The organism is Streptococcus oralis subsp. oralis (assembly GCF_000960035.1).
In the GTDB taxonomy this organism is placed as follows: Bacteria; Bacillota; Bacilli; order Lactobacillales; family Streptococcaceae; genus Streptococcus; species Streptococcus oralis_G.
The window spans coordinates 68530-93379 of record NZ_JYGR01000004.1 but is presented as its reverse complement, the minus strand read 5'-3'; the positions used below and the strand labels follow the sequence as shown (position 1 = coordinate 93379).

General features: G+C 44.4%; 22 protein-coding genes and 1 pseudogene. 21 read left to right on the top strand and 2 right to left on the bottom strand.

Translation table 11 applies throughout. The features are described from left to right. The first annotated feature begins 44 nt into the window (after positions 1-44). The 12 genes from TZ92_RS03040 to purB all read left to right on the top strand — a co-directional run bounded on the left by TZ92_RS03040 (position 45) and on the right by purB (position 14242). Positions 45-3770 (top strand): phosphoribosylformylglycinamidine synthase, encoded by a 3726-nt coding sequence (locus TZ92_RS03040; protein ID WP_033629150.1) that lies wholly within the window; start codon positions 45-47, stop codon positions 3768-3770. A 12-nt stretch (positions 3771-3782) separates the two neighbouring features. Further along, entirely contained in the window at positions 3783-5225 is a 1443-nt protein-coding gene (gene purF / locus TZ92_RS03035) for an amidophosphoribosyltransferase (protein WP_033629151.1), read from the top strand. 43 nt (positions 5226-5268) lie between these two features. Next, complete coding sequence (gene purM / locus TZ92_RS03030; protein WP_033629152.1) at positions 5269-6291, top strand: phosphoribosylformylglycinamidine cyclo-ligase; 1023 nt, start codon at positions 5269-5271, stop codon at positions 6289-6291. Continuing rightward, on the top strand, positions 6288-6839 hold the full coding sequence (gene purN, locus TZ92_RS03025; RefSeq protein WP_033629153.1) for a phosphoribosylglycinamide formyltransferase: 552 nt from the start codon (positions 6288-6290) through the stop codon (positions 6837-6839). Before purM ends, purN begins: the two co-directional genes overlap by 4 nt. A gap of 44 nt (positions 6840-6883) precedes the next feature. After that, complete coding sequence (locus tag TZ92_RS03020; protein ID WP_000571268.1) at positions 6884-7348, top strand: GNAT family N-acetyltransferase; 465 nt, start codon at positions 6884-6886, stop codon at positions 7346-7348. 1 nt (position 7349) lies between these two features. Next, on the top strand, positions 7350-8897 hold the full coding sequence (gene purH, locus TZ92_RS03015; RefSeq protein ID WP_033629154.1) for a bifunctional phosphoribosylaminoimidazolecarboxamide formyltransferase/IMP cyclohydrolase: 1548 nt from the start codon (positions 7350-7352) through the stop codon (positions 8895-8897). Between the two features lie 120 nt (positions 8898-9017). Then, positions 9018-10280, top strand: coding sequence for a phosphoribosylamine--glycine ligase (gene purD / locus TZ92_RS03010; RefSeq protein WP_033629155.1), 1263 nt, complete (start codon positions 9018-9020; stop codon positions 10278-10280). A 94-nt stretch (positions 10281-10374) separates the two neighbouring features. Next, positions 10375-10491 (top strand): phosphoribosylaminoimidazole carboxylase, encoded by a 117-nt coding sequence (locus TZ92_RS10160; protein WP_071788228.1) that lies wholly within the window; start codon positions 10375-10377, stop codon positions 10489-10491. Between the two features lie 34 nt (positions 10492-10525). After that, positions 10526-11014, top strand: coding sequence for a 5-(carboxyamino)imidazole ribonucleotide mutase (gene purE / locus TZ92_RS03005; RefSeq protein ID WP_000805604.1), 489 nt, complete (start codon positions 10526-10528; stop codon positions 11012-11014). Beyond that, on the top strand, positions 11001-12089 hold the full coding sequence (gene purK, locus TZ92_RS03000) for a 5-(carboxyamino)imidazole ribonucleotide synthase (RefSeq protein WP_033629156.1): 1089 nt from the start codon (positions 11001-11003) through the stop codon (positions 12087-12089). Before purE ends, purK begins: the two co-directional genes overlap by 14 nt. 17 nt (positions 12090-12106) lie before the next feature. Then, on the top strand, positions 12107-12937 hold the full coding sequence (locus tag TZ92_RS02995) for a hypothetical protein (RefSeq protein ID WP_033629157.1): 831 nt from the start codon (positions 12107-12109) through the stop codon (positions 12935-12937). Between the two features lie 6 nt (positions 12938-12943). Further along, a complete protein-coding gene (gene purB, locus TZ92_RS02990; RefSeq protein ID WP_033629158.1) occupies positions 12944-14242 on the top strand; it encodes an adenylosuccinate lyase in 1299 nt (432 codons plus the stop codon). 57 nt (positions 14243-14299) lie between these two features. Here the strand turns inward: purB and TZ92_RS10365 are convergent. Then, positions 14300-14437, bottom strand: a pseudogene (locus tag TZ92_RS10365) (LPXTG cell wall anchor domain-containing protein); the annotation flags it as partial. Between the two features lie 248 nt (positions 14438-14685). Next, positions 14686-15402 (bottom strand): GntR family transcriptional regulator, encoded by a 717-nt coding sequence (locus TZ92_RS02985; protein ID WP_045594753.1) that lies wholly within the window; start codon positions 15400-15402, stop codon positions 14686-14688. Between the two features lie 321 nt (positions 15403-15723). Between TZ92_RS02985 and TZ92_RS02980 the strand changes: the two genes are divergently transcribed. The 9 genes from TZ92_RS02980 to TZ92_RS02940 all read left to right on the top strand — a co-directional run bounded on the left by TZ92_RS02980 (position 15724) and on the right by TZ92_RS02940 (position 24723). Further along, positions 15724-17511: a glycoside hydrolase family 35 protein gene (locus TZ92_RS02980; protein WP_033629160.1), complete on the top strand. Its 1788-nt coding sequence runs from the start codon at positions 15724-15726 to the stop codon at positions 17509-17511. After that, the gene (locus TZ92_RS02975; protein WP_033629161.1) at positions 17508-17984 is read left to right on the top strand and encodes a PTS sugar transporter subunit IIB; all 477 of its coding nucleotides are present in this window, start codon (positions 17508-17510) and stop codon (positions 17982-17984) included. The genes TZ92_RS02980 and TZ92_RS02975 overlap by 4 nt, the downstream gene beginning before the upstream one ends. Before the next feature lie 26 nt (positions 17985-18010). Further along, complete coding sequence (locus TZ92_RS02970) at positions 18011-18916, top strand: PTS mannose/fructose/sorbose/N-acetylgalactosamine transporter subunit IIC (RefSeq protein ID WP_033629162.1); 906 nt, start codon at positions 18011-18013, stop codon at positions 18914-18916. Then, positions 18903-19724: a PTS system mannose/fructose/sorbose family transporter subunit IID gene (locus TZ92_RS02965; RefSeq protein ID WP_000185284.1), complete on the top strand. Its 822-nt coding sequence runs from the start codon at positions 18903-18905 to the stop codon at positions 19722-19724. The genes TZ92_RS02970 and TZ92_RS02965 overlap by 14 nt, the downstream gene beginning before the upstream one ends. A gap of 3 nt (positions 19725-19727) precedes the next feature. After that, positions 19728-20132 carry a PTS sugar transporter subunit IIA gene (locus TZ92_RS02960; RefSeq protein ID WP_033629163.1) on the top strand — a complete coding sequence of 135 codons (405 nt, stop codon included), beginning with the start codon at positions 19728-19730 and terminating at the stop codon, positions 20130-20132. 270 nt (positions 20133-20402) lie between these two features. Then, positions 20403-21569 carry an SIS domain-containing protein gene (locus tag TZ92_RS02955; protein WP_033629164.1) on the top strand — a complete coding sequence of 389 codons (1167 nt, stop codon included), beginning with the start codon at positions 20403-20405 and terminating at the stop codon, positions 21567-21569. 10 nt (positions 21570-21579) lie between these two features. Continuing rightward, complete coding sequence (gene lacD / locus TZ92_RS02950) at positions 21580-22575, top strand: tagatose-bisphosphate aldolase (RefSeq protein ID WP_033629224.1); 996 nt, start codon at positions 21580-21582, stop codon at positions 22573-22575. Between the two features lie 145 nt (positions 22576-22720). Further along, positions 22721-23758 carry an aldose epimerase family protein gene (locus TZ92_RS02945; RefSeq protein ID WP_033629166.1) on the top strand — a complete coding sequence of 346 codons (1038 nt, stop codon included), beginning with the start codon at positions 22721-22723 and terminating at the stop codon, positions 23756-23758. Positions 23759-23868: 110 nt separating this feature from the next. Continuing rightward, positions 23869-24723 (top strand): VOC family protein, encoded by an 855-nt coding sequence (locus TZ92_RS02940; protein ID WP_033629168.1) that lies wholly within the window; start codon positions 23869-23871, stop codon positions 24721-24723. Positions 24724-24850: the final 127 nt, after the last annotated feature.

The following is a 24850-nucleotide window of genomic DNA, read 5'->3' as shown; positions in this document are numbered from 1 at the left end:
CGTTTGGGAACATTGCAAGAGCTGAAATAAAGGAATAAGAATTGATGGATAAACGTATTTTTGTTGAAAAAAAGGCTGATTTTCAGGTCAAGTCAGAGAGTTTGGTAAGGGAGCTCCAGCACAACTTGGGATTGTCAACTTTGAAAAGTATTCGCATTGTGCAGGTTTATGATGTCTTTGATTTGGCAGAGGACTTGTTTGCACCTGCAGAGAAGCACATCTTCTCTGAGCAGGTGACGGATCATGTCTTGGACGAAGCGGCCGTGCAAGCGGATCTTGCCAACTATGCTTTCTTTGCCATTGAAAGCCTGCCTGGTCAATTTGACCAGCGTGCAGCTTCTTCACAGGAAGCCTTGCTTTTACTGGGAAGTTCAAGTGATGTAACAGTCAACACAGCCCAGCTTTACTTGGTCAATAAGGATATTGATGCGACTGAGTTGGAAGCAGTCAAGAACTACTTGCTCAACCCAGTTGATTCTCGTTTCAAGGACATCACGACAGGGATTGCCAAGCAGGAATTTTCAGAGTCGGACAAGACCATTCCTAAATTGACTTTCTTTGAAAGTTATACGGCAGAAGACTTTGCTCGCTACAAGGCCGAGCAAGGGATGGCAATGGAAGTGGATGATTTGCTCTTTATCCAAGACTATTTCAAGTCAATTGGGCGCGTGCCAACTGAGACTGAGCTCAAGGTATTGGATACCTACTGGTCTGACCACTGCCGTCATACAACATTCGAGACTGAGTTGAAAAACATTGATTTTTCAGCTTCTAAATTCCAAAAACAATTGCAAGCGACTTATGACAAGTATATTGCCATGCGTGAGGAACTAGGTCGGTCTGAAAAGCCACAAACCTTGATGGATATGGCGACTATTTTTGGTCGTTATGAGCGTGCTAATGGTCGTTTGGACGATATGGAAGTGTCTGACGAAATCAATGCCTGCTCGGTTGAAATCGAAGTGGACGTTGATGGTGTCAAGGAACCTTGGCTCCTCATGTTCAAAAACGAAACCCACAACCACCCAACGGAAATTGAACCATTTGGTGGCGCGGCTACTTGTATCGGTGGCGCCATTCGTGACCCATTGTCAGGCCGTTCTTATGTTTACCAAGCTATGCGTATCTCAGGTGCTGGTGATATTACAGCGCCGATTTCAGAAACTCGCGCTGGTAAATTGCCACAACAAGTCATTTCGAAGACAGCGGCTCATGGTTATTCTTCGTATGGGAACCAAATTGGTCTGGCGACGACTTACGTTCGTGAATACTTCCACCCAGGTTTTGTAGCCAAACGCATGGAGCTAGGTGCAGTTGTCGGTGCGGCTCCCAAGGGCAACGTTGTCCGTGAAAAACCGGAAGCTGGTGACGTGATTATCTTGCTAGGTGGTAAGACTGGGCGTGATGGTGTCGGTGGTGCAACGGGATCTTCTAAGGTTCAAACAGTTGAGTCTGTAGAGACTGCCGGTGCTGAGGTTCAAAAAGGGAATGCCATCGAAGAGCGCAAGATCCAACGCCTTTTCCGTAATGGCGATGTCACTCGTCTCATCAAGAAGTCCAATGACTTTGGAGCAGGTGGTGTCTGTGTGGCTATCGGTGAATTGGCAGATGGTCTTGAAATTGACCTTAACAAGGTTCCTCTGAAATACCAAGGCTTGAATGGTACAGAAATTGCTATCTCTGAATCTCAAGAACGGATGGCAGTTGTGGTGCGTCCTCAAGACGTAGATGCCTTCGTTGCAGAATGTAATAAAGAAAATATTGACGCTGTTGTTGTGGCAACAGTGACTGAAAAACCAAATCTTGTCATGCACTGGAATGGTGAAACGATTGTTGACTTGGAACGTCGTTTCCTTGATACAAACGGTGTGCGCGTAGTCGTTGATGCCAAGGTTGTGGACAAGGATGCCAAACTTCCAGAAGAACGCACAACCAATGCTGACACACTTGAAGCAGATACCCTTGCAGTTCTGTCTGATTTGAACCATGCAAGTCAAAAAGGCTTGCAAACCATCTTTGACTGTTCGGTCGGTCGTTCTACAGTCAATCACCCACTTGGCGGTCGCTACCAACTCACACCAACTGAGGCATCTGTCCAGAAATTGCCAGTTCAGCACGGGGTGACCAATACTGCGTCTGTCATGGCTCAAGGGTTCAACCCTTATCTAGCAGAATGGTCTCCATATCACGGGGCTGCCTATGCAGTTATCGAAGCGACAGCTCGTTTGGTGGCTACTGGTGCCAACTGGTCTAAGGCTCGTTTCTCTTACCAAGAGTACTTCGAGCGGATGGACAAGCAAGCAGAGCGTTTCGGTCAGCCAGTAGCAGCTCTTCTAGGCTCTATCGAAGCACAAATCCAACTTGGCTTGCCATCTATCGGTGGTAAGGACTCTATGTCTGGTACCTTTGAAGAGTTGACCGTACCACCAACCTTGGTCGCCTTTGGGGTCACAACAGCAGATAGCCGTAAGGTGCTTTCTCCAGAGTTCAAGAATGTTGGTGAAAACATCTACTACATCCCAGGTCAAGCTCTTGCTGCAGAGATTGATTTTGACTTGATTAAGTCTAATTTTGCTCAATTTGAAGCCATCCAAGCTGATCACAAAGTAACATCTGCATCAGCTGTCAAATATGGCGGTGTCCTTGAAAGCTTGGCTCTTGCTACCTTTGGGAACCATATCGGTGCAGAGGTGAACTTGCCTGAACTTGAAACAGCCTTGACAGCTCAATTGGGTGGATTTGTCTTCACATCTCCTCAAGAAATCGCTGGAGTAGAGAAGATTGGACAAACAAGCGCAGACTTTACACTCCTTGTCAACGGTGTGAAGCTAGATGGACACAGACTTGACAGTGCCTTTCAAGGTAAACTGGAAGAAGTTTACCCTACTGAATTTGCACAAGCTAGAGAACTTGCAGAAGTTCCAGTTGTCGCTTCTGATACAGTCATCAAAGCCAAGGAAACTATTGAAAAACCTGTTGTTTACATCCCAGTCTTCCCAGGTACCAACTCTGAATATGACTCAGCTAAAGCCTTTGAAAAAGAAGGTGCAGAGGTTAACTTGGTGCCATTTGTGACCTTGAATGAAGAAGCCATTGTCAAGTCAGTTGAAACTATGGTTGACAATATTAGCAAGGCTAATATCCTCTTCTTTGCAGGTGGTTTCTCAGCTGCGGATGAGCCGGATGGATCAGCTAAGTTTATTGTCAATATCCTTCTTAATGAAAAAGTACGTTCAGCCATTGATAGCTTTATCGCTCGTGGTGGCTTGATTATCGGTATCTGTAATGGATTCCAGGCCTTGGTCAAATCAGGTCTTCTTCCATATGGGAACTTTGAGGATGCTACTAGTACTAGCCCAACCCTATTCTACAATGATGCCAACCAGCACGTAGCCAAGATGGTGGAAACTCGTATTGCCAATACTAACTCGCCATGGTTGGCTGGAGTGCAAGTGGGCGATATCCACGCCATTCCAGTATCGCACGGTGAAGGGAAGTTTGTCGTGACGGCTGAGGAATTTGCTGAGCTCCGTGATAATGGTCAAATCTTTAGTCAATACGTTGACTTTGAAGGCAAACCAAGTATGGATTCTAAGTACAATCCGAATGGTTCTGTAAATGCCATCGAAGGAATTACTAGCAAGAATGGTCAAATCATTGGTAAGATGGGACACTCAGAACGTTATGAAGACGGTCTTTTCCAAAATATCCCAGGAAATAAAGACCAGCACCTGTTCGCGTCGGCGGTACGTTATTTCACAGGGAAATAAAAGGTATATAAAATGACATACGAAGTAAAATCTCTTAATGAAGAATGTGGTGTTTTCGGTATCTGGGGGCATCCAGATGCTGCTAAATTAACCTATTTTGGTCTCCACAGTCTTCAGCACCGTGGTCAGGAGGGGGCAGGAATCCTCTCCAATGATCAGGGGAACTTGAAGCGTCATCGTGATATGGGGCTTTTATCAGAAGTGTTCAGAAATCCAGCTAATTTGGATAAACTGACTGGAGCGAGCGCGATTGGGCATGTTCGTTATGCGACTGCTGGCGAAGCTTCTGTAGATAATATCCAGCCCTTCCTCTTTCGCTTTCACGATATGCAGTTTGGACTTGCTCACAACGGAAACTTGACCAATGCCGAATCGCTCAAGAAAGAATTGGAACAAAGAGGAGCTATTTTCAGTTCAACTTCGGACTCAGAAATCTTGGCCCACCTCATTCGTCGAAGTCACAATCCGAACTTGATGGGCAAAATCAAGGAGGCGCTCAGCCTTGTCAAAGGTGGATTTGCTTATATCCTGCTGTTTGAGGACAAGTTGATTGCTGCGCTTGATCCTAATGGTTTCCGTCCGCTTTCTATCGGAAAAATGGCAAACGGAGCGGTGGTGGTTTCGTCTGAAACCTGTGCCTTTGAAGTCATCGGTGCTGAGTGGATTCGTGATGTAAAACCAGGGGAAATTGTGATTGTGGATGACAATGGTATCCAGTACGATAGTTATACGAATGATACCCAGTTGGCGATTTGTTCTATGGAGTATATCTATTTTGCTCGCCCTGACTCTAACATCCATGGGATCAATGTCCATACAGCTCGCAAACGTATGGGGGCTCAATTGGCGCGTGAGTTCAAGCACGAAGCGGATATCGTGGTCGGTGTGCCAAATTCCTCGCTGAGCGCAGCTATGGGATTTGCAGAAGAATCTGGTCTGCCAAATGAAATGGGTCTTATCAAGAATCAATACACGCAACGCACCTTTATCCAACCGACTCAAGAATTGCGGGAGCAAGGGGTGCGGATGAAACTGTCTGCTGTTTCGGGTGTTGTCAAAGGCAAACGTGTGGTGATGATTGATGATTCCATTGTTCGTGGGACGACCTCTCGCCGTATCGTTCAGCTTTTGAAAGAAGCAGGTGCGTCTGAGGTTCATGTTGCTATTGGTAGTCCAGCGCTAGCTTATCCATGTTTTTACGGGATTGATATCCAGACGCGTCAGGAGCTGATTGCGGCCAATCATACGGTAGAAGAAACCTGCCAAATCATTGGTGCGGATAGCCTGACCTATCTTTCTATTGATGGCTTGATTGAATCCATTGGGATTGAAACAGATGCGCCGAACGGTGGACTCTGTGTTGCTTACTTTGACGGTGACTACCCAACGCCTCTCTACGACTATGAGGAAGAATATCGTAGAAGTTTGGAAGAAAAGACCAGTTTTTACAAATAGGCGGATGAAGGCTCTCCATTAAAGGAAAGGAAGAGGAAAAAAGATGACAAATAAAAATGCTTATGCGCAATCCGGTGTGGATGTTGAAGCGGGTTATGAAGTTGTTGAACGAATCAAAAAGCACGTGGCTCGTACGGAGCGTGCGGGTGTTATGGGAGCTCTTGGTGGCTTTGGTGGCATGTTTGACCTTTCAAAAACAGGTGTCAAAGAGCCAGTCTTGATTTCGGGGACAGATGGTGTCGGGACCAAGCTCATGTTGGCCATCAAGTATGATAAGCATGATACGATTGGGCAAGACTGTGTGGCCATGTGTGTCAATGATATCATCGCTGCAGGTGCGGAGCCTCTTTACTTCCTCGACTATGTCGCAACTGGTAAAAATGAACCAGCTAAACTAGAACAAGTCGTTGCTGGTGTGGCAGAAGGCTGTGTGCAGGCAGGCGCAGCCCTCATTGGTGGGGAAACGGCTGAAATGCCTGGTATGTATGGCGCAGATGACTACGACTTGGCTGGATTTGCGGTCGGTGTGGCTGAAAAATCTCAAATCATAGACGGTTCAAAAGTAGCTGAAGGTGATGTTCTTCTCGGACTTGCTTCAAGTGGGATTCACTCCAATGGTTACTCACTCGTGCGTCGTGTTTTTGCGGACTACACAGGTGAGGAAGTCTTGCCAGAATTGGAAGGCAAGAAACTCAAGGATGTTCTTCTTGAGCCGACTCGTATCTATGTCAAGGCTGTTTTGCCACTCATCAAGGAAGAGTTGGTCAACGGCATTGCCCACATCACAGGTGGTGGCTTTATCGAGAATGTTCCTCGTATGTTTGCGGCTGACCTAGCTGCGGAAATTGAAGAAGACAAGGTTCCAGTGCTTCCGATTTTCAAAGCCCTTGAAAAATACGGTGAAATCAAGCATGAAGAAATGTTTGAAATCTTCAACATGGGTGTGGGACTTATGTTGGCAGTTAGCCCTGAAAATGTAGGTCGCGTCAAGGAATTGTTGGATGAACCAGTCTATGAAATTGGTCGCATCGTCAAGAAAGAAAACGAAAGTGTCATCATCAAATGAAAAAAATAGCGGTTTTTGCCTCTGGTAACGGCTCAAATTTTCAGGTGATTGCTGAAGAATTTCCGGTTGAGTTTGTCTTTTCAGACCATCGTGACGCCTATGTGCTCGAGCGTGCAGACAAGCTCGGCGTTCTGTCCTATGCTTTTGAACTCAAGGAGTTTGAGAACAAGGCGGACTACGAAGCAGCTCTTGTCGAGCTCTTGGAAGAACACCAGATTGACTTGGTTTGTCTAGCAGGCTACATGAAAATCGTTGGGCCAACTTTGCTCGCTGCTTACGAGGGTCGGATCATTAACATTCATCCAGCCTACCTACCAGAATTTCCAGGAGCTCATGGGATTGAGGACGCTTGGAATGCTGGCGTAGACCTGTCTGGCGTGACCATTCACTGGGTGGACTCGGGTGTGGATACAGGCAAGGTCATCAAACAAGTACGCGTACCACGACTAGCTGATGATACCATGGATAGCTTTGAAGCTCGCATTCATGAGGCTGAGTACAAGTTGTATCCAGAGGTGTTGGATAACTTGGGAGTGGAGAGAAGGTAAGAGGTAAATCAAGTTTTGATTGCGCAATCTTGCTAGGAGAAAAAATGATTGAACTGAAATTGGTAGATGAGAGCAGTTTTCAGGCAGTGCTGGATTTGAAAATATCAGAAGCTGATGAACGAGCACGTTTCGTAGCTCCAAATGTGCGCTCTTTAGCTGATGCATGGCTCTACCGGAAAAACGAAGATGTGTTTCCGATGGCAATCTATTGGGATAAGCAAGTGGTTGGCTTTCTCCTGCTAGAAATAGACAAGGATGAAGCGGAATACTTTATCTGGCGGATAATGATTGGTCAGCAGTACCAAGGAAGAGGTTATGGTCGAAAAGCCTTGGAAGTTCTAATCAAAGAGGCTCAGATGGATAGAGCTTGCAGTCATATTACCGCAGATTATGTGGTTGGAAATGAAAAAATGAAGCACCTGTTGACTAGTCTGGGTTTTCAGGAAACAGGATTTATAGAAGAAAATAACGAAGTCGCTATGCGCTTGGATCTAAAGAAAGAGGAATAGAATGACGAAAAAGGCCTTAATCAGCGTCTCAGACAAAGCGGGCATTGTTGAATTTGCCCAAGAACTTAAAAAACTCGGTTGGGACATCATCTCGACAGGTGGGACCAAGGTTACCCTTGATAATGCTGGGGTGGATACCATTGCTATCGATGATGTGACTGGTTTCCCAGAAATGATGGACGGTCGTGTGAAGACCCTCCACCCAAATATCCACGGTGGTCTCCTCGCTCGTCGTGACCTCGATAGCCACTTGGAAGCGGCTAAGGACAACAAGATTGAGCTCATTGACCTTGTGGTGGTAAATCTTTACCCATTTAAGGAAACCATTCTTAAGCCAGATGTGACATACGCAGATGCCGTTGAAAACATCGATATCGGTGGGCCATCAATGCTTCGTTCAGCAGCTAAAAACCATGCTAGCGTAACAGTTGTGGTAGATCCTGCTGATTATGCTGTTGTTCTTGACGAATTGTCAGCAAACGGCGAAACAAGTTACGAAACTCGTCAACGGTTGGCAGCAAAAGTATTCCGTCACACAGCGGCTTATGATGCCTTGATTGCAGAATATTTCACAGCTCAAGTGGGCGAAAGCAAACCTGAAAAGTTGACCTTGACCTATGACCTCAAACAAGCCATGCGCTATGGGGAAAATCCTCAACAGAATGCCGATTTCTATCAAAAAGCTTTGCCAACGGACTATTCAATTGCATCAGCGAAACAGCTTAACGGGAAAGAATTGTCCTTTAACAATATCCGCGATGCAGATGCAGCGATTCGTATCATCCGTGACTTCAAAGACCGTCCAACAGTGGTGGCTTTGAAACACATGAATCCGTGCGGTATCGGTCAAGCTGATGACATCGAGACTGCTTGGGACTATGCTTATGAGTCTGACCCAGTGTCTATCTTTGGTGGAATTGTCGTCCTTAACCGTGAGGTGGATGCTGCGACAGCTCAAAAAATGCACGGTGTCTTCCTCGAGATCATCATCGCACCGAGCTATACGGATGAAGCGCTAGCCATTTTGACCAACAAAAAGAAAAACTTGCGTATCCTTGCCTTGCCATTCGACGCTCAAGATGCCAGCGAAGTAGAAGCAGAATACACAGGTGTGGTTGGTGGACTTCTTGTGCAAAACCAAGACGTGGTCAAGGAAAGCCCAGTTGACTGGCAAGTGGTGACCAAACGCCAGCCAACCGAGACAGAAGCGACTGCTCTTGAGTTCGCTTGGAAGGCTATCAAGTACGTCAAATCAAACGGAATCATCGTGACGAATGACCACATGACACTTGGCGTTGGTCCTGGTCAAACCAATCGAGTGGCTTCTGTTCGCATCGCCATTGATCAAGCTAAAGACCGTCTTGATGGTGCTGTTCTTGCTTCCGACGCCTTTTTCCCATTTGCAGATAACGTGGAAGAAATCGCCAAAGCAGGAATTAAGGCCATCATCCAGCCAGGGGGCTCCGTTCGTGACCAAGAATCCATCGAAGCTGCTGACAAATACGGCTTGACCATGGTCTTCACAGGCGTGAGGCATTTTAGACATTAAAAAACGAAAGGGAAGAAAACAGTTTCTTTCCTTTTTTGGCTTAAAATGCTAAGTGAAACAAGATTAAAACGAACGTTTATGGTATAATATTGGTAAATAATTCGCAAAAGAGGTTGAGAGATGAAGCTGTTAGTTGTCGGTTCGGGTGGTCGTGAACATGCGATTGCTAAGAAGTTGCTTGAATCAAAAGACGTTGAAAATGTCTTTGTAGCTCCTGGAAATGACGGGATGACTCTGGATGGTTTGGAATTGGTAAACATATCTATTTCCGAACATTCTAAGTTAATTGAGTTTGCAAAGGCCAACGATATTGCTTGGAGCTTCATTGGTCCAGATGATGCCCTTGCGGCTGGAGTTGTGGATGATTTTAACCAAGCTGGTCTCAAGGTTTTTGGTCCGACTAGGGCTGCAGCGGAGCTGGAGTGGTCCAAGGATTTTGCTAAGGAAATCATGGTCAAATATGACGTTCCGACAGCAGCCTATGGCACATTTTCAGATTTCGAGGAGGCCAAGGCTTATATCGAGGAGAAAGGCGCTCCTATCGTTGTCAAGGCGGATGGATTGGCGCTCGGGAAAGGTGTCGTCGTTGCGGAGACGGTTGAGCAAGCGGTCGAAGCAGCTCATGAGATGCTTTTGGACAATAAATTTGGTGATTCTGGTGCGCGTGTGGTCATCGAGGAATTCCTTGACGGAGAAGAGTTCTCCCTCTTTGCCTTTGTCAATGGGGACAAGTTCTACATCATGCCAACGGCTCAGGATCACAAACGTGCTTACGATGGCGACAAGGGCCCTAACACTGGTGGGATGGGTGCCTATGCGCCAGTTCCTCACTTACCACAGAGCGTGGTTGACACAGCGGTTGAGACTATTGTTAAGCCAGTTCTTGAAGGGATGATTAAAGAAGGTCGTCCGTATCTTGGTGTCCTTTACGCAGGGCTTATCTTGACTGCTGACGGCCCTAAGGTCATCGAGTTCAACGCTCGATTTGGAGATCCCGAAACGCAAATCATCTTGCCTCGTTTGACATCTGACTTTGCGCAAAACATCACTGACATTTTGGATGGCAAAGAGCCAACCATCACTTGGATGGACAAGGGTGTGACATTGGGCGTGGTTGTCGCATCCAACGGCTACCCGTTAGACTATGAAAAAGGTGTCAAGTTGCCAGCCAAAATCGATGGCGACATCATCACCTACTATGCAGGGGCTAAGTTTGCGGAAAATAGCAGAGCACTACTATCAAACGGCGGACGTGTTTATATGCTAGTCACAACAGCAGACACCGTCAAAGATGGCCAAAACATCATCTACAACCAACTCGACAAACAAAACACAGAAGGCCTCTTCTATCGAAATGATATCGGTAGCAAGGCTATTAAGTAAAGACATAAGAATAACACGACGAAGTCGCCAAATACGATAATGGTTGCATAACTTGCGAGCATTAGCAAGCTAATATAGAACAATCACCGCCGTTGTGAAAGAACGATTGGATTATCATCCAATCGTTCAGGGAAATTGGAAGACCTTGGGCTTCCAATTTAGGCATGAGACACCTTTGGTGGCTGCTGCTGTCCCTCACAACCTAAGGTGATTGAAAAAAGAAAGGAAAGAAAAGGATATTAACTATGAAACCAGTAATTTCCATCATCATGGGCTCCAAATCCGACTGGGCAACCATGCAAAAAACCGCCGAAGTCCTAGACCGCTTCGGCGTGGCCTACGAGAAGAAAGTTGTCTCTGCCCACCGCACACCAGACCTCATGTTCAAACATGCCGAGGAAGCACGGAGTCGCGGTATCAAGGTCATTATTGCAGGTGCGGGTGGTGCTGCTCACTTGCCAGGGATGGTAGCTGCCAAAACAACCCTTCCTGTCATTGGTGTGCCCGTCAAATCACGTGCCCTTAGTGGCGTGGACTCGCTTTACTCGATTGTGCAGATGCCGGGCGGTGTACCTGTGGCAACTATGGCTATTGGGGAAGCGGGAGCGACAAATGCTGCTCTCTTTGCCCTCCGTCTCCTTTCAGTAGAGGATCAGGCTATTGCGACAGCTTTGGCAGATTTCGCAGAAGAACAAGGAAAAATCGCAGAGGAGTCTACAAATGAGCTCATCTAAAACAATCGGAATTATCGGTGGCGGTCAGCTTGGTCAGATGATGGCCATTTCTGCTATCTACATGGGGCACAAGGTTATCGCGCTGGATCCTGCGGCTGATTGCCCAGCCTCTCGCGTGGCGGAAATCATCGTGGCTCCTTATAATGATGTGGATGCCCTCCGTCAGTTGGCTGAGTGTTGCGATGTCCTGACTTATGAATTTGAAAATGTTGATGCTGACGGTTTGGATGCGGTTGTTAAGGATGGGCAACTCCCTCAAGGAACCGACCTACTCCGTATTTCTCAAAATCGCATCTTTGAAAAGGACTTCCTCTCAAACAAGGCTCAAGTCACTGTGGCACCTTACAAGGTTGTGACCACAAGCCAAGACTTGGTAGATATCGACCTGTCGAAAAACTATGTCCTCAAGACTGCGACTGGTGGCTATGATGGACATGGGCAAAAGGTTATTCGCTCAGCAGAAGATTTGGAAGAAGCCTATGCGCTAGCTGACTCAGCAGACTGCGTTTTGGAAGAATTTGTCAACTTTGATCTTGAAATTTCCGTCATCGTGTCAGGAAATGGCAAGGAAGTGACGGTTTTCCCAGTTCAGGAAAATATCCACCGCAACAATATCCTGTCTAAGACCATCGTGCCAGCCCGCATTTCGGATCGTTTGGCAGAGAAAGCCAAGGTCATGGCAGTGCGAATCGCAGAACAACTGAACCTTTCTGGAACCCTTTGCGTGGAAATGTTTGCGACAGCTGACGACATCATTGTCAACGAGATTGCTCCACGTCCACACAATTCAGGTCACTACTCAATCGAAGCTTGCGACTTCTCGCAGTTTGATACCCACATTTTAGGTGTTCTGGGAGCACCATTGCCAGTCATCCAACTGCATGCGCCAGCTGTCATGCTCAACGTTCTCGGTCAGCACGTCGAGGCTGCTGAAAAATATGTCACAGAAAATCCAAGCGCCCACCTCCACCTGTATGGTAAAATAGAAGCGAAGCACAACCGCAAAATGGGGCACGTGACTTTGTTTAGTGATGTGCCGGATGAGGTTGAAGAGTTTGGGAAAGGGATTGATTGAAGAGGTTAGAGGAGGAAATGGATAAAAAATATATTTGGTTTAATAGATTAATCGTACTTTTTGTATTGTATCTATTGTTTTGTATCGATACCAAAGTTTTTATTTTAAAAACATATATATTAAATAGTGAAATTTTGTCGAATCTGATAAGTGCATTAAATAGTGAGTTCTGGTCAAATCTTATAAGCGCACTAATTGGTGCAATTGTGACTATTGTAGGTATCTATTGGACATTAGCTGTTCAGAAAAAACAGTCAAACATTGATTTACTAAATAGTCATAGACCTTACTTAAGGTATCGTATTTCGCTAGGTGTTTACCCATATCGAATTATTGACCAGAGGCAAAGGACGGCAGTTTTGGACTATGAAATCTGTAACTTTGGTAGTTCTGATAAACATTGTGTTATTTTTCCCCTAGATGTAGAGAATGTAGGTTTGGGGCTTGCTTTCATTACGGATGTAAAAGCAGAAATTGATGGAAAAATACTAGACAAGGACAAAACATTTAGAGAAAAGATCATCAATAAAGGCGAAAACAGTGTGTTCTATATTAAAGTTCAAGGGGTGAGTCATGGAGAACTAAAAAATTTGAAACTCAAAATTACATATAAGTCATTCTTTGGAGAATTTGAAACGGAGACAATCTCAATTGCGAAAAGGGAAGATGGTGAACCTCAATGTTTTGATAGTGAATTTAAAGAAGGGACAGATTCCTATAAAGAATTGGAAAAATATTTTGAAAAAAAGAATATAAATAAAGATAATGATATAGAAAAATATAGGACTGCTACAGAAAAAGCTTTAGAAGAAGGATATATTGTAAAAGAATTAATTAAGGAGAACTAACGAACAATGATCAACCGTTACTCTCGCCCTGAGATGGCGAACATTTGGAGTGAAGAAAATAAATACCGTGCTTGGCTTGAGGTGGAAATCTTGGCTGACGAGGCATGGGCTGAGTTGGGGGAAATCCCTAAGGAAGATGTGGCTTTGATTCGTGAAAAAGCGGACTTTGACATCGACCGTATTTTGGAAATTGAGCAGCAAACTCGTCACGATGTGGTGGCTTTCACACGTGCGGTTTCTGAAACGCTTGGTGAAGAACGCAAGTGGGTTCACTATGGTTTGACTTCTACTGACGTGGTCGATACTGCCTATGGTTACCTCTACAAACAAGCCAACGACATCATCCGTAAGGACCTTGAAAACTTCCTCAACATCATCGCTGACAAAGCGAAAGAACACAAGTTTACTATCATGATGGGACGTACCCACGGTGTGCACGCTGAGCCTACAACTTTTGGTCTTAAATTGGCAACTTGGTACAGCGAAATGAAACGTAATATTGAGCGTTTCGAACATGCGGCTGCTGGCGTGGAAGCTGGTAAGATTTCTGGTGCGGTTGGGAACTTTGCCAACATTCCACCATTTGTAGAGCAATACGTCTGCGACAAGTTGGGTATCCGTGCCCAAGAAATCTCTACACAGGTCCTTCCTCGTGACCTTCACGCTGAGTACTTTGCAGTTCTTGCTAGCATCGCGACTTCTATCGAGCGTATGGCGACTGAAATCCGTGGTCTTCAAAAATCTGAGCAACGTGAAGTGGAAGAGTTCTTTGCCAAAGGGCAAAAAGGGTCTTCAGCAATGCCTCACAAACGCAACCCTATCGGTTCTGAGAACATGACAGGTTTGGCGCGTGTTATCCGTGGTCACATGGTGACAGCCTATGAGAACGTCGCTCTCTGGCATGAACGCGATATTTCCCATTCATCAGCTGAGCGTATCATCACACCGGATACGACTATTTTGATTGACTATATGCTTAACCGTTTTGGCAATATCGTCAAGAACTTGACGGTCTTCCCAGAAAACATGATCCGCAACATGAACTCAACTTTCGGTCTTATCTTTAGCCAACGTGCTATGTTAACCTTGATTGAAAAAGGCATGACTCGTGAGCAAGCCTACGACTTGGTGCAACCAAAAACAGCCTATTCTTGGGATAACCAAGTAGACTTCAAACCACTGCTAGAAGCAGATCCAGAAGTGACTTCACGTCTGACTCAAGAGGAAATTGACGAAATCTTCAACCCTGCATACTACACTAAACGAGTGGATGATATCTTTGAACGTATCGGACTCGGTGATTAATCCCAACAATAAAAAGCGAGATTCAATCTCGCTTTTTTGTATGCTTGTCGAAGGGGTTTAATCTTCTTTTCTCTTAGTGAGTCCGTAGGCTGCCAGTGTGGCCATGAGTCCTACTGCGACCAAGCCTGCAGATTCTTGACTTCCTGTTGCAGGGAGTTGTTTTTCATCTGCTTTGCTAGTAGTTGTTTCCCCTTTTATTTTATTATCTCAGGAGTAAAATGTCAAGCGGGTTTATATAAGAACTATAATAAATAGAGGAAATCATAAGATTTAGGAGAAATTTGCTAATAAGGCATAAAATAGAGGAAAAACCAAACGAAATTTTACCTTGTTTTTAGTAAAAATGCTACTAATTAAATAAGAGTCCTTTATAGCGTTTTCACAACTTTTTTCTCGTGCTATAATGAATAGAGAAAAAGCCTGAGCTAGGCTCAGGCTTTTTCTTAATGACCTCGGTTACATGAGATGAATTTGATTTTGTAGTAGTCTGCTCGCTTATAAGTTTCACTATAGGCAAGGACTTGGCCAGTGACCTCAAGTTTTGTAGTCTTCGTTTGGAAGACAGTTGGGAATTGTGTATCGATTCCGAGTACAGAAGCAGCATGCTCTGGTGTTGGGAATGCGATTTCGTTGATTTCCTCAAAATGTTCATCACTCATGTGAATGCGGTAATCCAATTTGAAACGTGTATAGATAGAGCTATAATAATCAAGATTTGGATAGTTGGCATTGATGTATTGCTCAGGAATATAAGATGTGTGGTAGATGTATGTCACGTCGTTTGTCTGACGAATACGTTCAATCTTATAGTAGAATTGATCTCCACGTAGTCCAAGTTTATCTAAATATTCAAGTTTGTTTCCGCGCTCGATAGAAAGGACAGTAACTTTATCGTCTTTTGTTTCAAAGATTTCGACATCTGAAAACTCAACGAGTTTGTGCTTGCGGGCACGTGAAACGAAAGTACCTTTACCTTGTTGGCGGACAATGTAGCCGTCTTTAGCAAGGTCGTTCAAGGCACGAACAACTGTGATTGAACTCACATCGTACATCGCGATCAATTCGGCTTCTGTATAAAATTTATCTCCACTTGCAAATTGACCAGAGATGATTTTGTTTTTTAATTCATCTTTAATATATTGGTATTTAGGAATAGCCATAAATTTCACCTCGATTCTCTTTCTCCAATTTTGATTTTACCACAAATATAGAGAAAAGAGTAGTATTAAGGTCAAAAAATTAAAATAATAGACTAAAAATGTTATTTTACATGTAAAAAAATTCATTTGATGTTCTTGTGAATTATCATACATAAAAAGATCGTTTTCATGCTATTTTTAGATAATTTCGGTAAACGGTAAGTAAAAAAATAGAAAAATTTTAAATAATTTTCTAAAACCTATTGACAAATGCAAAAGATTTGATTATAGTTAATATTATAATAAATGAAAGCGCAAACTTAATTCGTCAGAGGTAATGACATGACAAGATTTAAAATTGAGGACGATTTCTATTTAGACGAAAAACCGTTCAAGATTTTGTCCGGCGCCATTCATTATTTTAGAATTCCAGCAGAGGATTGGTATCATTCTCTCTATAACTTAAAGGCGCTTGGCTTTAATACAGTCGAGACCTATGTGGCTTGGAATTTACACGAACCTGTTGAAGGGGAGTTTGATTTTGAAGGTGCCAGAAATTTGGAGAGATTTCTTCAAATTGCACAAGATCTAGGTCTCTATGCCATTGTACGCCCGTCTCCATTTATCTGTGCGGAATGGGAATTTGGTGGCTTGCCGGCTTGGCTCTTGACCAAGGACATGCGAATTCGCTCGTCCGACCCGGCCTACATCGAGGCTGTTGCTCGCTATTATGACCAATTATTGCCAAGGCTTGTGCCTCGCTTGTTGGATAACGGCGGAAACATTCTCATGATGCAAGTCGAAAATGAATATGGCTCTTATGGAGAAGATAAGTCTTATCTACGAGCAATTCGAAAATTGATGGAAGACCGAGGGATTGATTGCCCACTCTTTACTTCAGATGGCCCATGGAGGGCTACTCTGAAAGCCGGAACCTTGATCGAAGACGACCTCTTTGTGACAGGAAACTTCGGTTCTAAAGCTCCGTACAACTTTTCACAGATGCAGGAATTCTTTGAAGAGCATGGCAAGAAATGGCCCCTCATGTGTATGGAATTTTGGGATGGTTGGTTCAACCGTTGGAAAGAACCCATCATCACACGGGATCCTAAAGAATTGGCAGAAGCTGTTCGAGAGGTATTGGAGCAAGGCTCTATCAACCTTTACATGTTCCATGGGGGGACAAACTTTGGTTTCATGAATGGTTGCTCGGCTCGAGGAACTCTGGATTTGCCACAAGTCACATCATACGACTATGATGCTCTTCTCGATGAAGAAGGAAATCCAACTGCTAAATACCTAGCAGTCAAGAAGATGATGGCAACCCACTTCCCAGAGTATCCACAGTTGGAACCACTCTATAAGGAAAGCATGGAGATAGGGGCCATTCCATTGGTCGAAAAAGTTTCCTTGTTTGAAACTCTGGATAGTCTCTCTAGTCCTACTGAAAGCCTCTATCCAAAAGCGATGGAAGAACTTGGTCAAAGCTATGGCTACCTTCTCTACCGCACTGAGGCAAGTTGGGATGCAGAAGAAGAACGTCTCCGCATCATCGATGGACGTGACCGAGCTCAACTCTTTGTAGATGGTCAATGGATTGCTACTCAATACCAGACAGAGATTGGTGAAGACATCTATTGTCAGGGCAACCGAGAAGGCTTTTCAGAGATTGACATCTTGATTGAAAATATGGGGCGTGTCAACTACGGACATAAGTTCTTGGCAGATACGCAACGTAAAGGAATTCGTACAGGTGTCTGCAAGGATCTACATTTCTTACTGAATTGGAAACAATATCCACTACCACTGGATAATCCTGAGAAGATTGATTTTTCAAAAGGATGGACAGAAGGACAACCAGCCTTTTACGCTTTCGACTTTACGGTCGAAGAGCCGAAGGATACCTACTTAGACTTGTCTGAGTTTGGTAAGGGAGTTGCCTTTGTCAACGGGCGTCACCTAGGGCGTTTCTGGAACGTCGGCCCGACCCTCTCACTTTATATCCCTCATAGCTATCTCAAGGAAGGTACTAACCGCATCATCATCTTTGAAACTGAGGGCGAATATAAAGAAGAGATTCATTTAACTCGTAAACCTACACTAAAACACATAAAGGGGGAAAACTTATGACAATTATAGGATGCCGTATCGATGGACGTTTGATCCACGGTCAAGTAGCCAATCTTTGGGCTGGAAAACTAAATGTTTCACGCATTATGGTTGTAGACGACGAAGTTGTTAACAACGATATTGAAAAGAGTGGTTTGAAACTTGCGACACCACCAGGTGTGAAACTCAGTATCTTGCCAGTTGAGAAAGCAGCAGCAAATATCCTTGCTGGTAAATACGATAGCCAACGTCTCTTTATCGTTGCACGTAAACCAGACCGTTTCCTTGGTTTGGTCGAAGCAGGTGTTCCGCTTGAAACACTCAACGTCGGCAATATGTCTCAAACACCAGAAACTCGCTCTATCACACGTTCTATCAATGTGGTAGACAAGGATGTGGAAGATTTCCACAAACTAGCAGAAAAAGGTGTGAAACTCACTGCTCAAATGGTTCCAAATGATCCAGTTTCAGACTTTTTGAGCTTATTAAAATAGGAAAAAATTTTTAGGAGGTCATTGTTATGATACAATGGTGGCAAATTTTACTTCTCACTTTGTACTCAGCTTATCAAATCTGTGATGAGTTGACAATCGTTTCATCTGCAGGTTCCCCTGTATTCGCTGGTTTCATTACTGGTTTGATCATGGGAGATGTGACAACTGGTTTGTTTATCGGTGGTAGCTTGCAGTTGTTCGTTCTCGGGGTTGGTACCTTCGGTGGTGCTTCTCGTATCGACGCAACTTCTGGTGCGGTTCTTGCAACAGCATTCTCTATCTCTCAAGGTATTGATACAGATCTTGCGATTACAACAATCGCTGTACCAGTAGCAGCACTTTTGACATACTTCGACGTTCTTGGACGTATGACTACTACTTTCTTTGCACACCGTATTGATGCTGCAATCGAACGCTTTGACTACAAAGGTATCGAGCGCAACTACCTACTTGGTGCAGTGCCTTGGGCTCTTTCTCGTGCCCTTCCAGTATTCTTCGCTCTTGCTTTTGGTGGTGCTTTCGTACAATCAGTAGTAGACCTAGTTAAAGAATACCAATGGGTTGCAGACGGTTTGACACTTGCAGGTCGTATGCTTCCAGGTCTCGGATTTGCAATCTTGCTTCGTTACCTCCCAGTTAAACGTAACCTTCACTACCTTGCAATGGGATTCGGTTTGACAGCTATGTTGACTGTTCTTTACTCATATGTAACAGGTCTTGGTGGAGCTGTTGCGGGTATCCTTGGTACTCTTCCTGCTGATGTTGCTGAAAAGATTGGCTTTGCTAACAACTTCAAAGGTTTGTCTATGATCGGTATCTCTATCGTAGGTATCTTCCTTGCAGTTGTTCACTTTAAGAACAGCCAAAAAGTAGCTGTAGCAGCACCTTCTACACCATCAGAAAGTGGGGAAATCGAAGATGACGAATTCTAATTACAAACTTACAAAAGAAGATTTTAATCAAATTAACAAACGTAGCTTGTTCACTTTCCAATTAGGTTGGAACTACGAACGTATGCAAGCTTCTGGTTACCTTTACATGATCTTGCCTCAATTGCGTAAAATGTATGGGGATGGAACTCCTGAATTGAAAGAAATGATGAAAGTTCATACTCAATTCTTCAATACTTCACCATTCTTCCACACAATTATCGCTGGTTTTGACCTTGCCATGGAAGAAAAAGATGGTGTGGGTTCAAAAGATGCCGTTAACGGTATCAAGACAGGTTTGATGGGACCATTTGCTCCTCTTGGAGATACAATCTTTGGTTCACTTGTACCTGCTATCATGGGATCTATCGCAGCAACTATGGCTATCGCTGGCCAACCATGGGGTATCTTCCTTTGGATTGCAGTTGCAGTTGCTTATGACATCTTCCGTTGGAAACAATTGGAATTTGCCTACAAAGAAGGGGTTAACCTTATCAACAACATGCAAAGTACCTTGACAGCTTTGATTGACGCTGCATCTGTACTTGGTGTCTTCATGATGGGTGCTCTTGTAGCAACAATGATCAACTTTGACATTTCTTACAAATTGCCAATCGGTGAAAAGATGATTGACTTCCAAGACATCTTGAACTCAATCTTCCCACGCTTGCTTCCAGCAATCTTTACTGCCTTTATCTTCTGGTTGCTTGGTAAGAAAGGTATGAACTCTACTAAAGCGATCGGTATCATTATCGTTCTTGCAGTAGGTCTTTCATTCATCGGTAAATTCTTGCTTGGAATGGGCGCATAATTTATGAGTAAATCATTAATTTTGGTGAGTCATGGTCGTTTCTGTGAAGAACTTAAAGGTAGCACAGAAATGATCATGGGTCCACAGGACAACATTCATGCAGTGGCTCTTCTTCCAGAAGATGGTCCAGAAGAATTTACTGCAAAATTTGAAGCTGCTATCGAAGGATTGGATGATTTCCTAGTCTTTGCGGACCTTCTCGGCGGAACACCTTGTAACGTGGTAAGCCGTTTGATCATGGAAGGTCGCGACATTGAACTCTACGCAGGGATGAATCTGCCAATGGTGATTGAATTTATCAATGCAAGCCTTACAGGTGCAGATGCGGACTACAGGAGCCGTGCTGCAGAAAGCATCGTAAAAGTCAACGACCTGTTAGCTGGCTTCGATGATGACGAAGACGAATAATACTCTTCGAAAATCAAATTCAAACCACGTCAGCGTCGCCTTGCCGTATATATGTTACTGACTTCGTCAGTCTTATCCGGCAACCTCAAAGCAGTGCTTTGAGCAACCTGCGACTAGCTTCCTAGTTTGCTCTTTGATTTTCATTGAGTATACGATGTGATAACGGCTAAATCGTTAGAACAGCTTGTATAAAATATACATGGGAATGGGAGTCACTCCCATTCCCATATTTTCAATAGGAATGAAACAACAATAGATTAGAGGAACTCTATGCTAAATTACACAAAAGAAGAATTACTTGAACTGGGTGCAGAAATCACGACTCGTGAAATCTACCAACAGCCTGATGTATGGAAAGAAGCTTTTGAAGCCTATCAAGCGAAACGGGAAGAAATTGCAGCCTTTCTGCAAGGGATCGCTGATAAACATGACTATATCAAGGTCATCTTGACGGGTGCTGGTACTTCTGCTTATGTGGGAGATACCTTGGTACCATACTTTAAGGAAGTCTATGACGAACGCAAATGGAATTTCAATGCCATTGCGACAACTGATATTGTTGCCAACCCAGAAACCTATCTGAAAAAAGATGTGGCGACTGTCCTTGTTTCCTTTGCTCGTAGTGGGAATTCTCCTGAAAGTGTGGCAACTGTTGACTTGGCTAAAGCCTTAGTGGATGAGCTTTATCAAGTGACGATTACTTGTGCAGCGGACGGGAAATTGGCTCTTCAAGCCCATGGCGATGAGCGCAATCTTTTGCTCTTGCAACCAGCTGCTTCTAATGACGCTGGATTTGCCATGACTTCTAGCTTTACGTCTATGATGCTAACAGCTCTCTTGGTCTTTGATCCTACAGAATTTGCTGTGAAAGCTCAACGTTTTGAAGTTGTGACGAGCCTTGCGCGTAAGATTCTAGACAATGCAGAAGATGTTAAAGAGCTGGTTGACCTCGACTTTAACCGCGTCATCTATCTTGGTGCTGGTCCTTTCTTTGGACTTGCTCATGAAGCTCAGCTCAAGATTTTGGAATTAACAGCTGGTCAAGTGGCGACCATGTATGAAAGCCCAGTTGGCTTCCGTCACGGTCCAAAATCTCTTATCAACGAAGATACAGTTGTTTTGATCTTTGGTACAACGACAGACTACACTCGCAAGTACGATTTGGACTTGGTTCGTGAAGTGGCTGGTGATCAGATTGCTCGTCGTGTTGTGCTCTTGAGTGATCAAGCCTTTGGTCTTGAAAATGTCAAAGAAGTAGCACTTGGTTGTGGCGGTGTCTTGAACGATATTTACCGTGTCTTCCCTTACATCGTTTATGCCCAACTCTTTGCCCTATTGACTTCACTCAAGGTAGAAAATAAACCAGATACACCATCTCCTACAGGTACCGTAAACCGTGTGGTACAAGGTGTGATCATTCATGACTATCAAAAATAAGGAAGTGTCTATGAGTAAATTACAATTAAGTCCCAATAAAGTAGCTTGCTTGCAAAAACTCTCTGACGAGAACGGCATTATCTCAGCTCTTGCCTTTGACCAACGTGGTGCTTTGAAACGCCTCATGGCTCAATACCAAACAGAAGAACCAACAGTGGCTCAAATGGAAGAACTCAAGGTTTTGGTTGCAGATGAATTGACAAAATACGCATCCTCTATGCTTCTCGACCCTGAGTATGGTCTCCCAGCTACAAAAGCGCTTGATGCCAATGCTGGTCTTCTCCTTGCTTATGAGAAAACTGGCTACGACACAACAAGCACCAAACGCTTGCCTGACTGTTTGGATGTTTGGTCTGCAAAACGCATCAAGGAACAAGGCGCAGATGCTGTGAAGTTCTTGCTTTACTATGACGTAGACAGCGCTGACGAACTCAACCAAGAAAAACAAGCCTACATCGAACGTATCGGTTCTGAGTGTGTGGCGGAAGACATTCCGTTCTTCCTTGAAATCTTGGCTTACGATGAAAAAATCACTGACGCAGGTTCTGCAGAATACGCCAAAGTGAAACCACATAAGGTTATTGGTGCTATGAAGGTCTTCTCAGACCCACGCTTTAACATCGATGTCTTGAAAGTAGAAGTTCCAGTCAACGTCAAATACGTTGAAGGCTTTGGTGATGGAGAAATCGTTCATACACGTGAAGAAGCGGCAGCCTTCTTCAAAGCTCAAGATGAAGCAACGAACTTGCCATACATCTACTTGAGTGCGGGCGTATCAGCTAAACTCTTCCAAGAAACTCTTGTCTTTGCCCACGAATCAGGCGCAAACTTTAACGGAGTTCTTTGTGGCCGTGCTACATGGGCTGGATCAGTTGAAGCTTACATCAAAGATGGTGAAGCAGCAGCTCGTGAATGGTTGCGTACAACAGGTTTTGAGAACATTGACGAACTCAACAAGGTTCTTCAAACAACAGCGACTTCATGGAAAGAACGTGTAGAAGCATAAAACAAGTATAGAAGAACCCCCTTTTGTTAAGAAGATACTTAAGGTTTTCTGACAAAGGATTCTGAAAATAGAAACTACAACCATAGATGGTGAGACACTCTCTATGGTTTGTTTACTTAAGAGAAATGGATCAAAGGAGAGAAGAATGAAAGCATACACAGAACGTGTATTTGGAAATCATGAGGGCAAGGATGTCTTGGCCTATCGCTTTGAGACTGACAGTGGCTACCAACTAGAAATCATGACCTATGGTGCGACCATCTTGCGCTATGTCACGCCTGACAAGGCTGGAAATTTTGCCAATGTTATCTTGGGTTTTGATGATTTTGCTAGCTACGTAGGCAATAGTCCCAAGCATGGAGCAAGTGTAGGTCCTGTAGCGGGCCGTATTGCAGGTGCGACATTTGAGCTCAATGGTCAGACCTATAATCTTGAAGTCAACAATGCTAGCAACTGTAACCACAGTGGTTCAACAGGTTGGGATGCGAGCTTGTTTGAATTGGTAGAAGTGAGCGACCATGGCTTAACCCTCTACACAGAGCGTACAGACGGGACAGGAGGATTCCCTGGTAATCTCAAGATCTGGATCAGCTATCACTTGGAAGAAACTGGCGCCTACGAAGTCAGCTATAAGGTGACGACAGATCAGGATACGCTTGTCAATCCAACTAATCACAGCTACTTCAACTTGTCTGGTGATTTCACGCAGACAGTTGACCGCCATGTTTTCCAACTAAATACGGAGGGCATTTACCCAATCGCTCCGGACGGTGTTCCAGATAAGACTCCAGATGCTAATCGTGATGTGGTTAAACACATCTACAATGGAGCTTTGTTGAAGGACATCTTTGCAGAGGAAGATGAGCAAATCCAGTTGGTATCTGGTTTGGATCACCCATTTGCTCTTCCTGCGGGTCATGACAATGCTGGTTTCCTTTATGACCAAAACTCAGGTCGTTTCCTGCTGTTCAAGACAGAGGCCCCTTGCTTTGTGGTCTACACAGCAAACTTTGTGGATGAGAGTGTGCTCATCGGAGGCCAGCCAATGGTGCAACACAATGGGATTGCCCTTGAAGCGCAAGCTTTACCAGATGCCATTCACAGTGACCTCAAAGACCAAGTCATTCTCAAAGCAGGGGAAACTTTCACCAGCAAAACTCGTTATGAGCTTGTTGTTAAATAAAAAGAAGAGCTGGTTTCCAGCTCTTTTGAGTTGTCTTCGTTGACATTTTATCTCAATAGTGTATAATTGATGTAATACATAAAATTACAACAAACAAAAGGAGACACCCGATGACTTATGCATACCAAAGCCACATTTACCTAGCAGAGGCGGTTTTAAATGTCAAGGACTTGACGAGTCAAACGGCTTTTTATCACCAGATTATTGGCTTGGAGATTTTATCCCAAACAGAGACAGAAGCGATTTTGGGACTTGGTCGAAAAGCCTTGGTTCACTTGATTCAGGCAGAAAAGGCTGGCGAAGTAAGGGAGCATTATGGGCTCTACCATCTGGCGATTTTGTTGCCGACACGAAAAGCCTTGGCAGATGTCTTGAAACACCTAAGTGATTTGCGGATTCCTCTGGTCGGGGGTGCAGATCATGGATACAGTGAAGCCCTTTATCTAGAGGATTTGGAAGGAAATGGCATTGAACTCTACCGTGATAAGCCAGTGTCTTCATGGGATATTCGAGAAGACGGCCACATTATCGGTGTGACCGAGGCTCTTGCGGCACAGGACATCTATGAATTAGGGGAAAAGGTAGATCCCTTTATCCTAGCTGAAGGGATGAGAATGGGGCATATCCATCTATCGGTAAAGGATAGTCGTGCGGCGAGCCAGTTTTATCAAAAGGTGTTAGGACTAGAAGATAAATTTAGCATTCCTAGTGCTAGTTGGATAGCGGCTGGTCAGTACCATCACCACCTGGCTGTCAACGAATGGGCTGGAAAAGGGTTGGCTCCGCGTGAGCAAGGCTTGCCAGGCTTGGCCTACTATGTCCTTGAGGTCGAAAGCAAGGAAGAACTCTTGGACATCGTTAAGCAAGCACAAGAGCTAGAAGCTCCGATTAAGTGGCTAAATTCGAGTGAACTGGATCTTGTAGACCCAGATGGGATTGTGACCCGCATTCGCTTGGCACGATGAGACGAGGAAAACACATCATTTACTTTAGAGACATAGAAAAAGGCGGATAAGTTCGCATTCTGTTTTTAGAATGCGGACTTGTTCGCTTTTTTATGGAATGACGAAGTCTTTCTTGGCTCTAACAAAG

What these genes read in the sequence shown, in the direction of transcription:
- TZ92_RS03040 (WP_033629150.1), top strand. Translation starts at nt 45, where the DNA reads ATGGATAAACGTATTTTTGTTGAAAAAAAGGCTGATTTTCAGGTCAAG.
- purF (WP_033629151.1), top strand. Translation starts at nt 3,783, where the DNA reads ATGACATACGAAGTAAAATCTCTTAATGAAGAATGTGGTGTTTTCGGT.
- purM (WP_033629152.1), top strand. Translation starts at nt 5,269, where the DNA reads ATGACAAATAAAAATGCTTATGCGCAATCCGGTGTGGATGTTGAAGCG.
- purN (WP_033629153.1), top strand. Translation starts at nt 6,288, where the DNA reads ATGAAAAAAATAGCGGTTTTTGCCTCTGGTAACGGCTCAAATTTTCAG.
- TZ92_RS03020 (WP_000571268.1), top strand. Translation starts at nt 6,884, where the DNA reads ATGATTGAACTGAAATTGGTAGATGAGAGCAGTTTTCAGGCAGTGCTG.
- purH (WP_033629154.1), top strand. Translation starts at nt 7,350, where the DNA reads ATGACGAAAAAGGCCTTAATCAGCGTCTCAGACAAAGCGGGCATTGTT.
- purD (WP_033629155.1), top strand. Translation starts at nt 9,018, where the DNA reads ATGAAGCTGTTAGTTGTCGGTTCGGGTGGTCGTGAACATGCGATTGCT.
- purE (WP_000805604.1), top strand. Translation starts at nt 10,526, where the DNA reads ATGAAACCAGTAATTTCCATCATCATGGGCTCCAAATCCGACTGGGCA.
- purK (WP_033629156.1), top strand. Translation starts at nt 11,001, where the DNA reads ATGAGCTCATCTAAAACAATCGGAATTATCGGTGGCGGTCAGCTTGGT.
- TZ92_RS02995 (WP_033629157.1), top strand. Translation starts at nt 12,107, where the DNA reads ATGGATAAAAAATATATTTGGTTTAATAGATTAATCGTACTTTTTGTA.
- purB (WP_033629158.1), top strand. Translation starts at nt 12,944, where the DNA reads ATGATCAACCGTTACTCTCGCCCTGAGATGGCGAACATTTGGAGTGAA.
- TZ92_RS02985 (WP_045594753.1), bottom strand. Translation starts at nt 15,402, where the DNA reads ATGGCTATTCCTAAATACCAATATATTAAAGATGAATTAAAAAACAAA.
- TZ92_RS02980 (WP_033629160.1), top strand. Translation starts at nt 15,724, where the DNA reads ATGACAAGATTTAAAATTGAGGACGATTTCTATTTAGACGAAAAACCG.
- TZ92_RS02975 (WP_033629161.1), top strand. Translation starts at nt 17,508, where the DNA reads ATGACAATTATAGGATGCCGTATCGATGGACGTTTGATCCACGGTCAA.
- TZ92_RS02970 (WP_033629162.1), top strand. Translation starts at nt 18,011, where the DNA reads ATGATACAATGGTGGCAAATTTTACTTCTCACTTTGTACTCAGCTTAT.
- TZ92_RS02965 (WP_000185284.1), top strand. Translation starts at nt 18,903, where the DNA reads ATGACGAATTCTAATTACAAACTTACAAAAGAAGATTTTAATCAAATT.
- TZ92_RS02960 (WP_033629163.1), top strand. Translation starts at nt 19,728, where the DNA reads ATGAGTAAATCATTAATTTTGGTGAGTCATGGTCGTTTCTGTGAAGAA.
- TZ92_RS02955 (WP_033629164.1), top strand. Translation starts at nt 20,403, where the DNA reads ATGCTAAATTACACAAAAGAAGAATTACTTGAACTGGGTGCAGAAATC.
- lacD (WP_033629224.1), top strand. Translation starts at nt 21,580, where the DNA reads ATGAGTAAATTACAATTAAGTCCCAATAAAGTAGCTTGCTTGCAAAAA.
- TZ92_RS02945 (WP_033629166.1), top strand. Translation starts at nt 22,721, where the DNA reads ATGAAAGCATACACAGAACGTGTATTTGGAAATCATGAGGGCAAGGAT.
- TZ92_RS02940 (WP_033629168.1), top strand. Translation starts at nt 23,869, where the DNA reads ATGACTTATGCATACCAAAGCCACATTTACCTAGCAGAGGCGGTTTTA.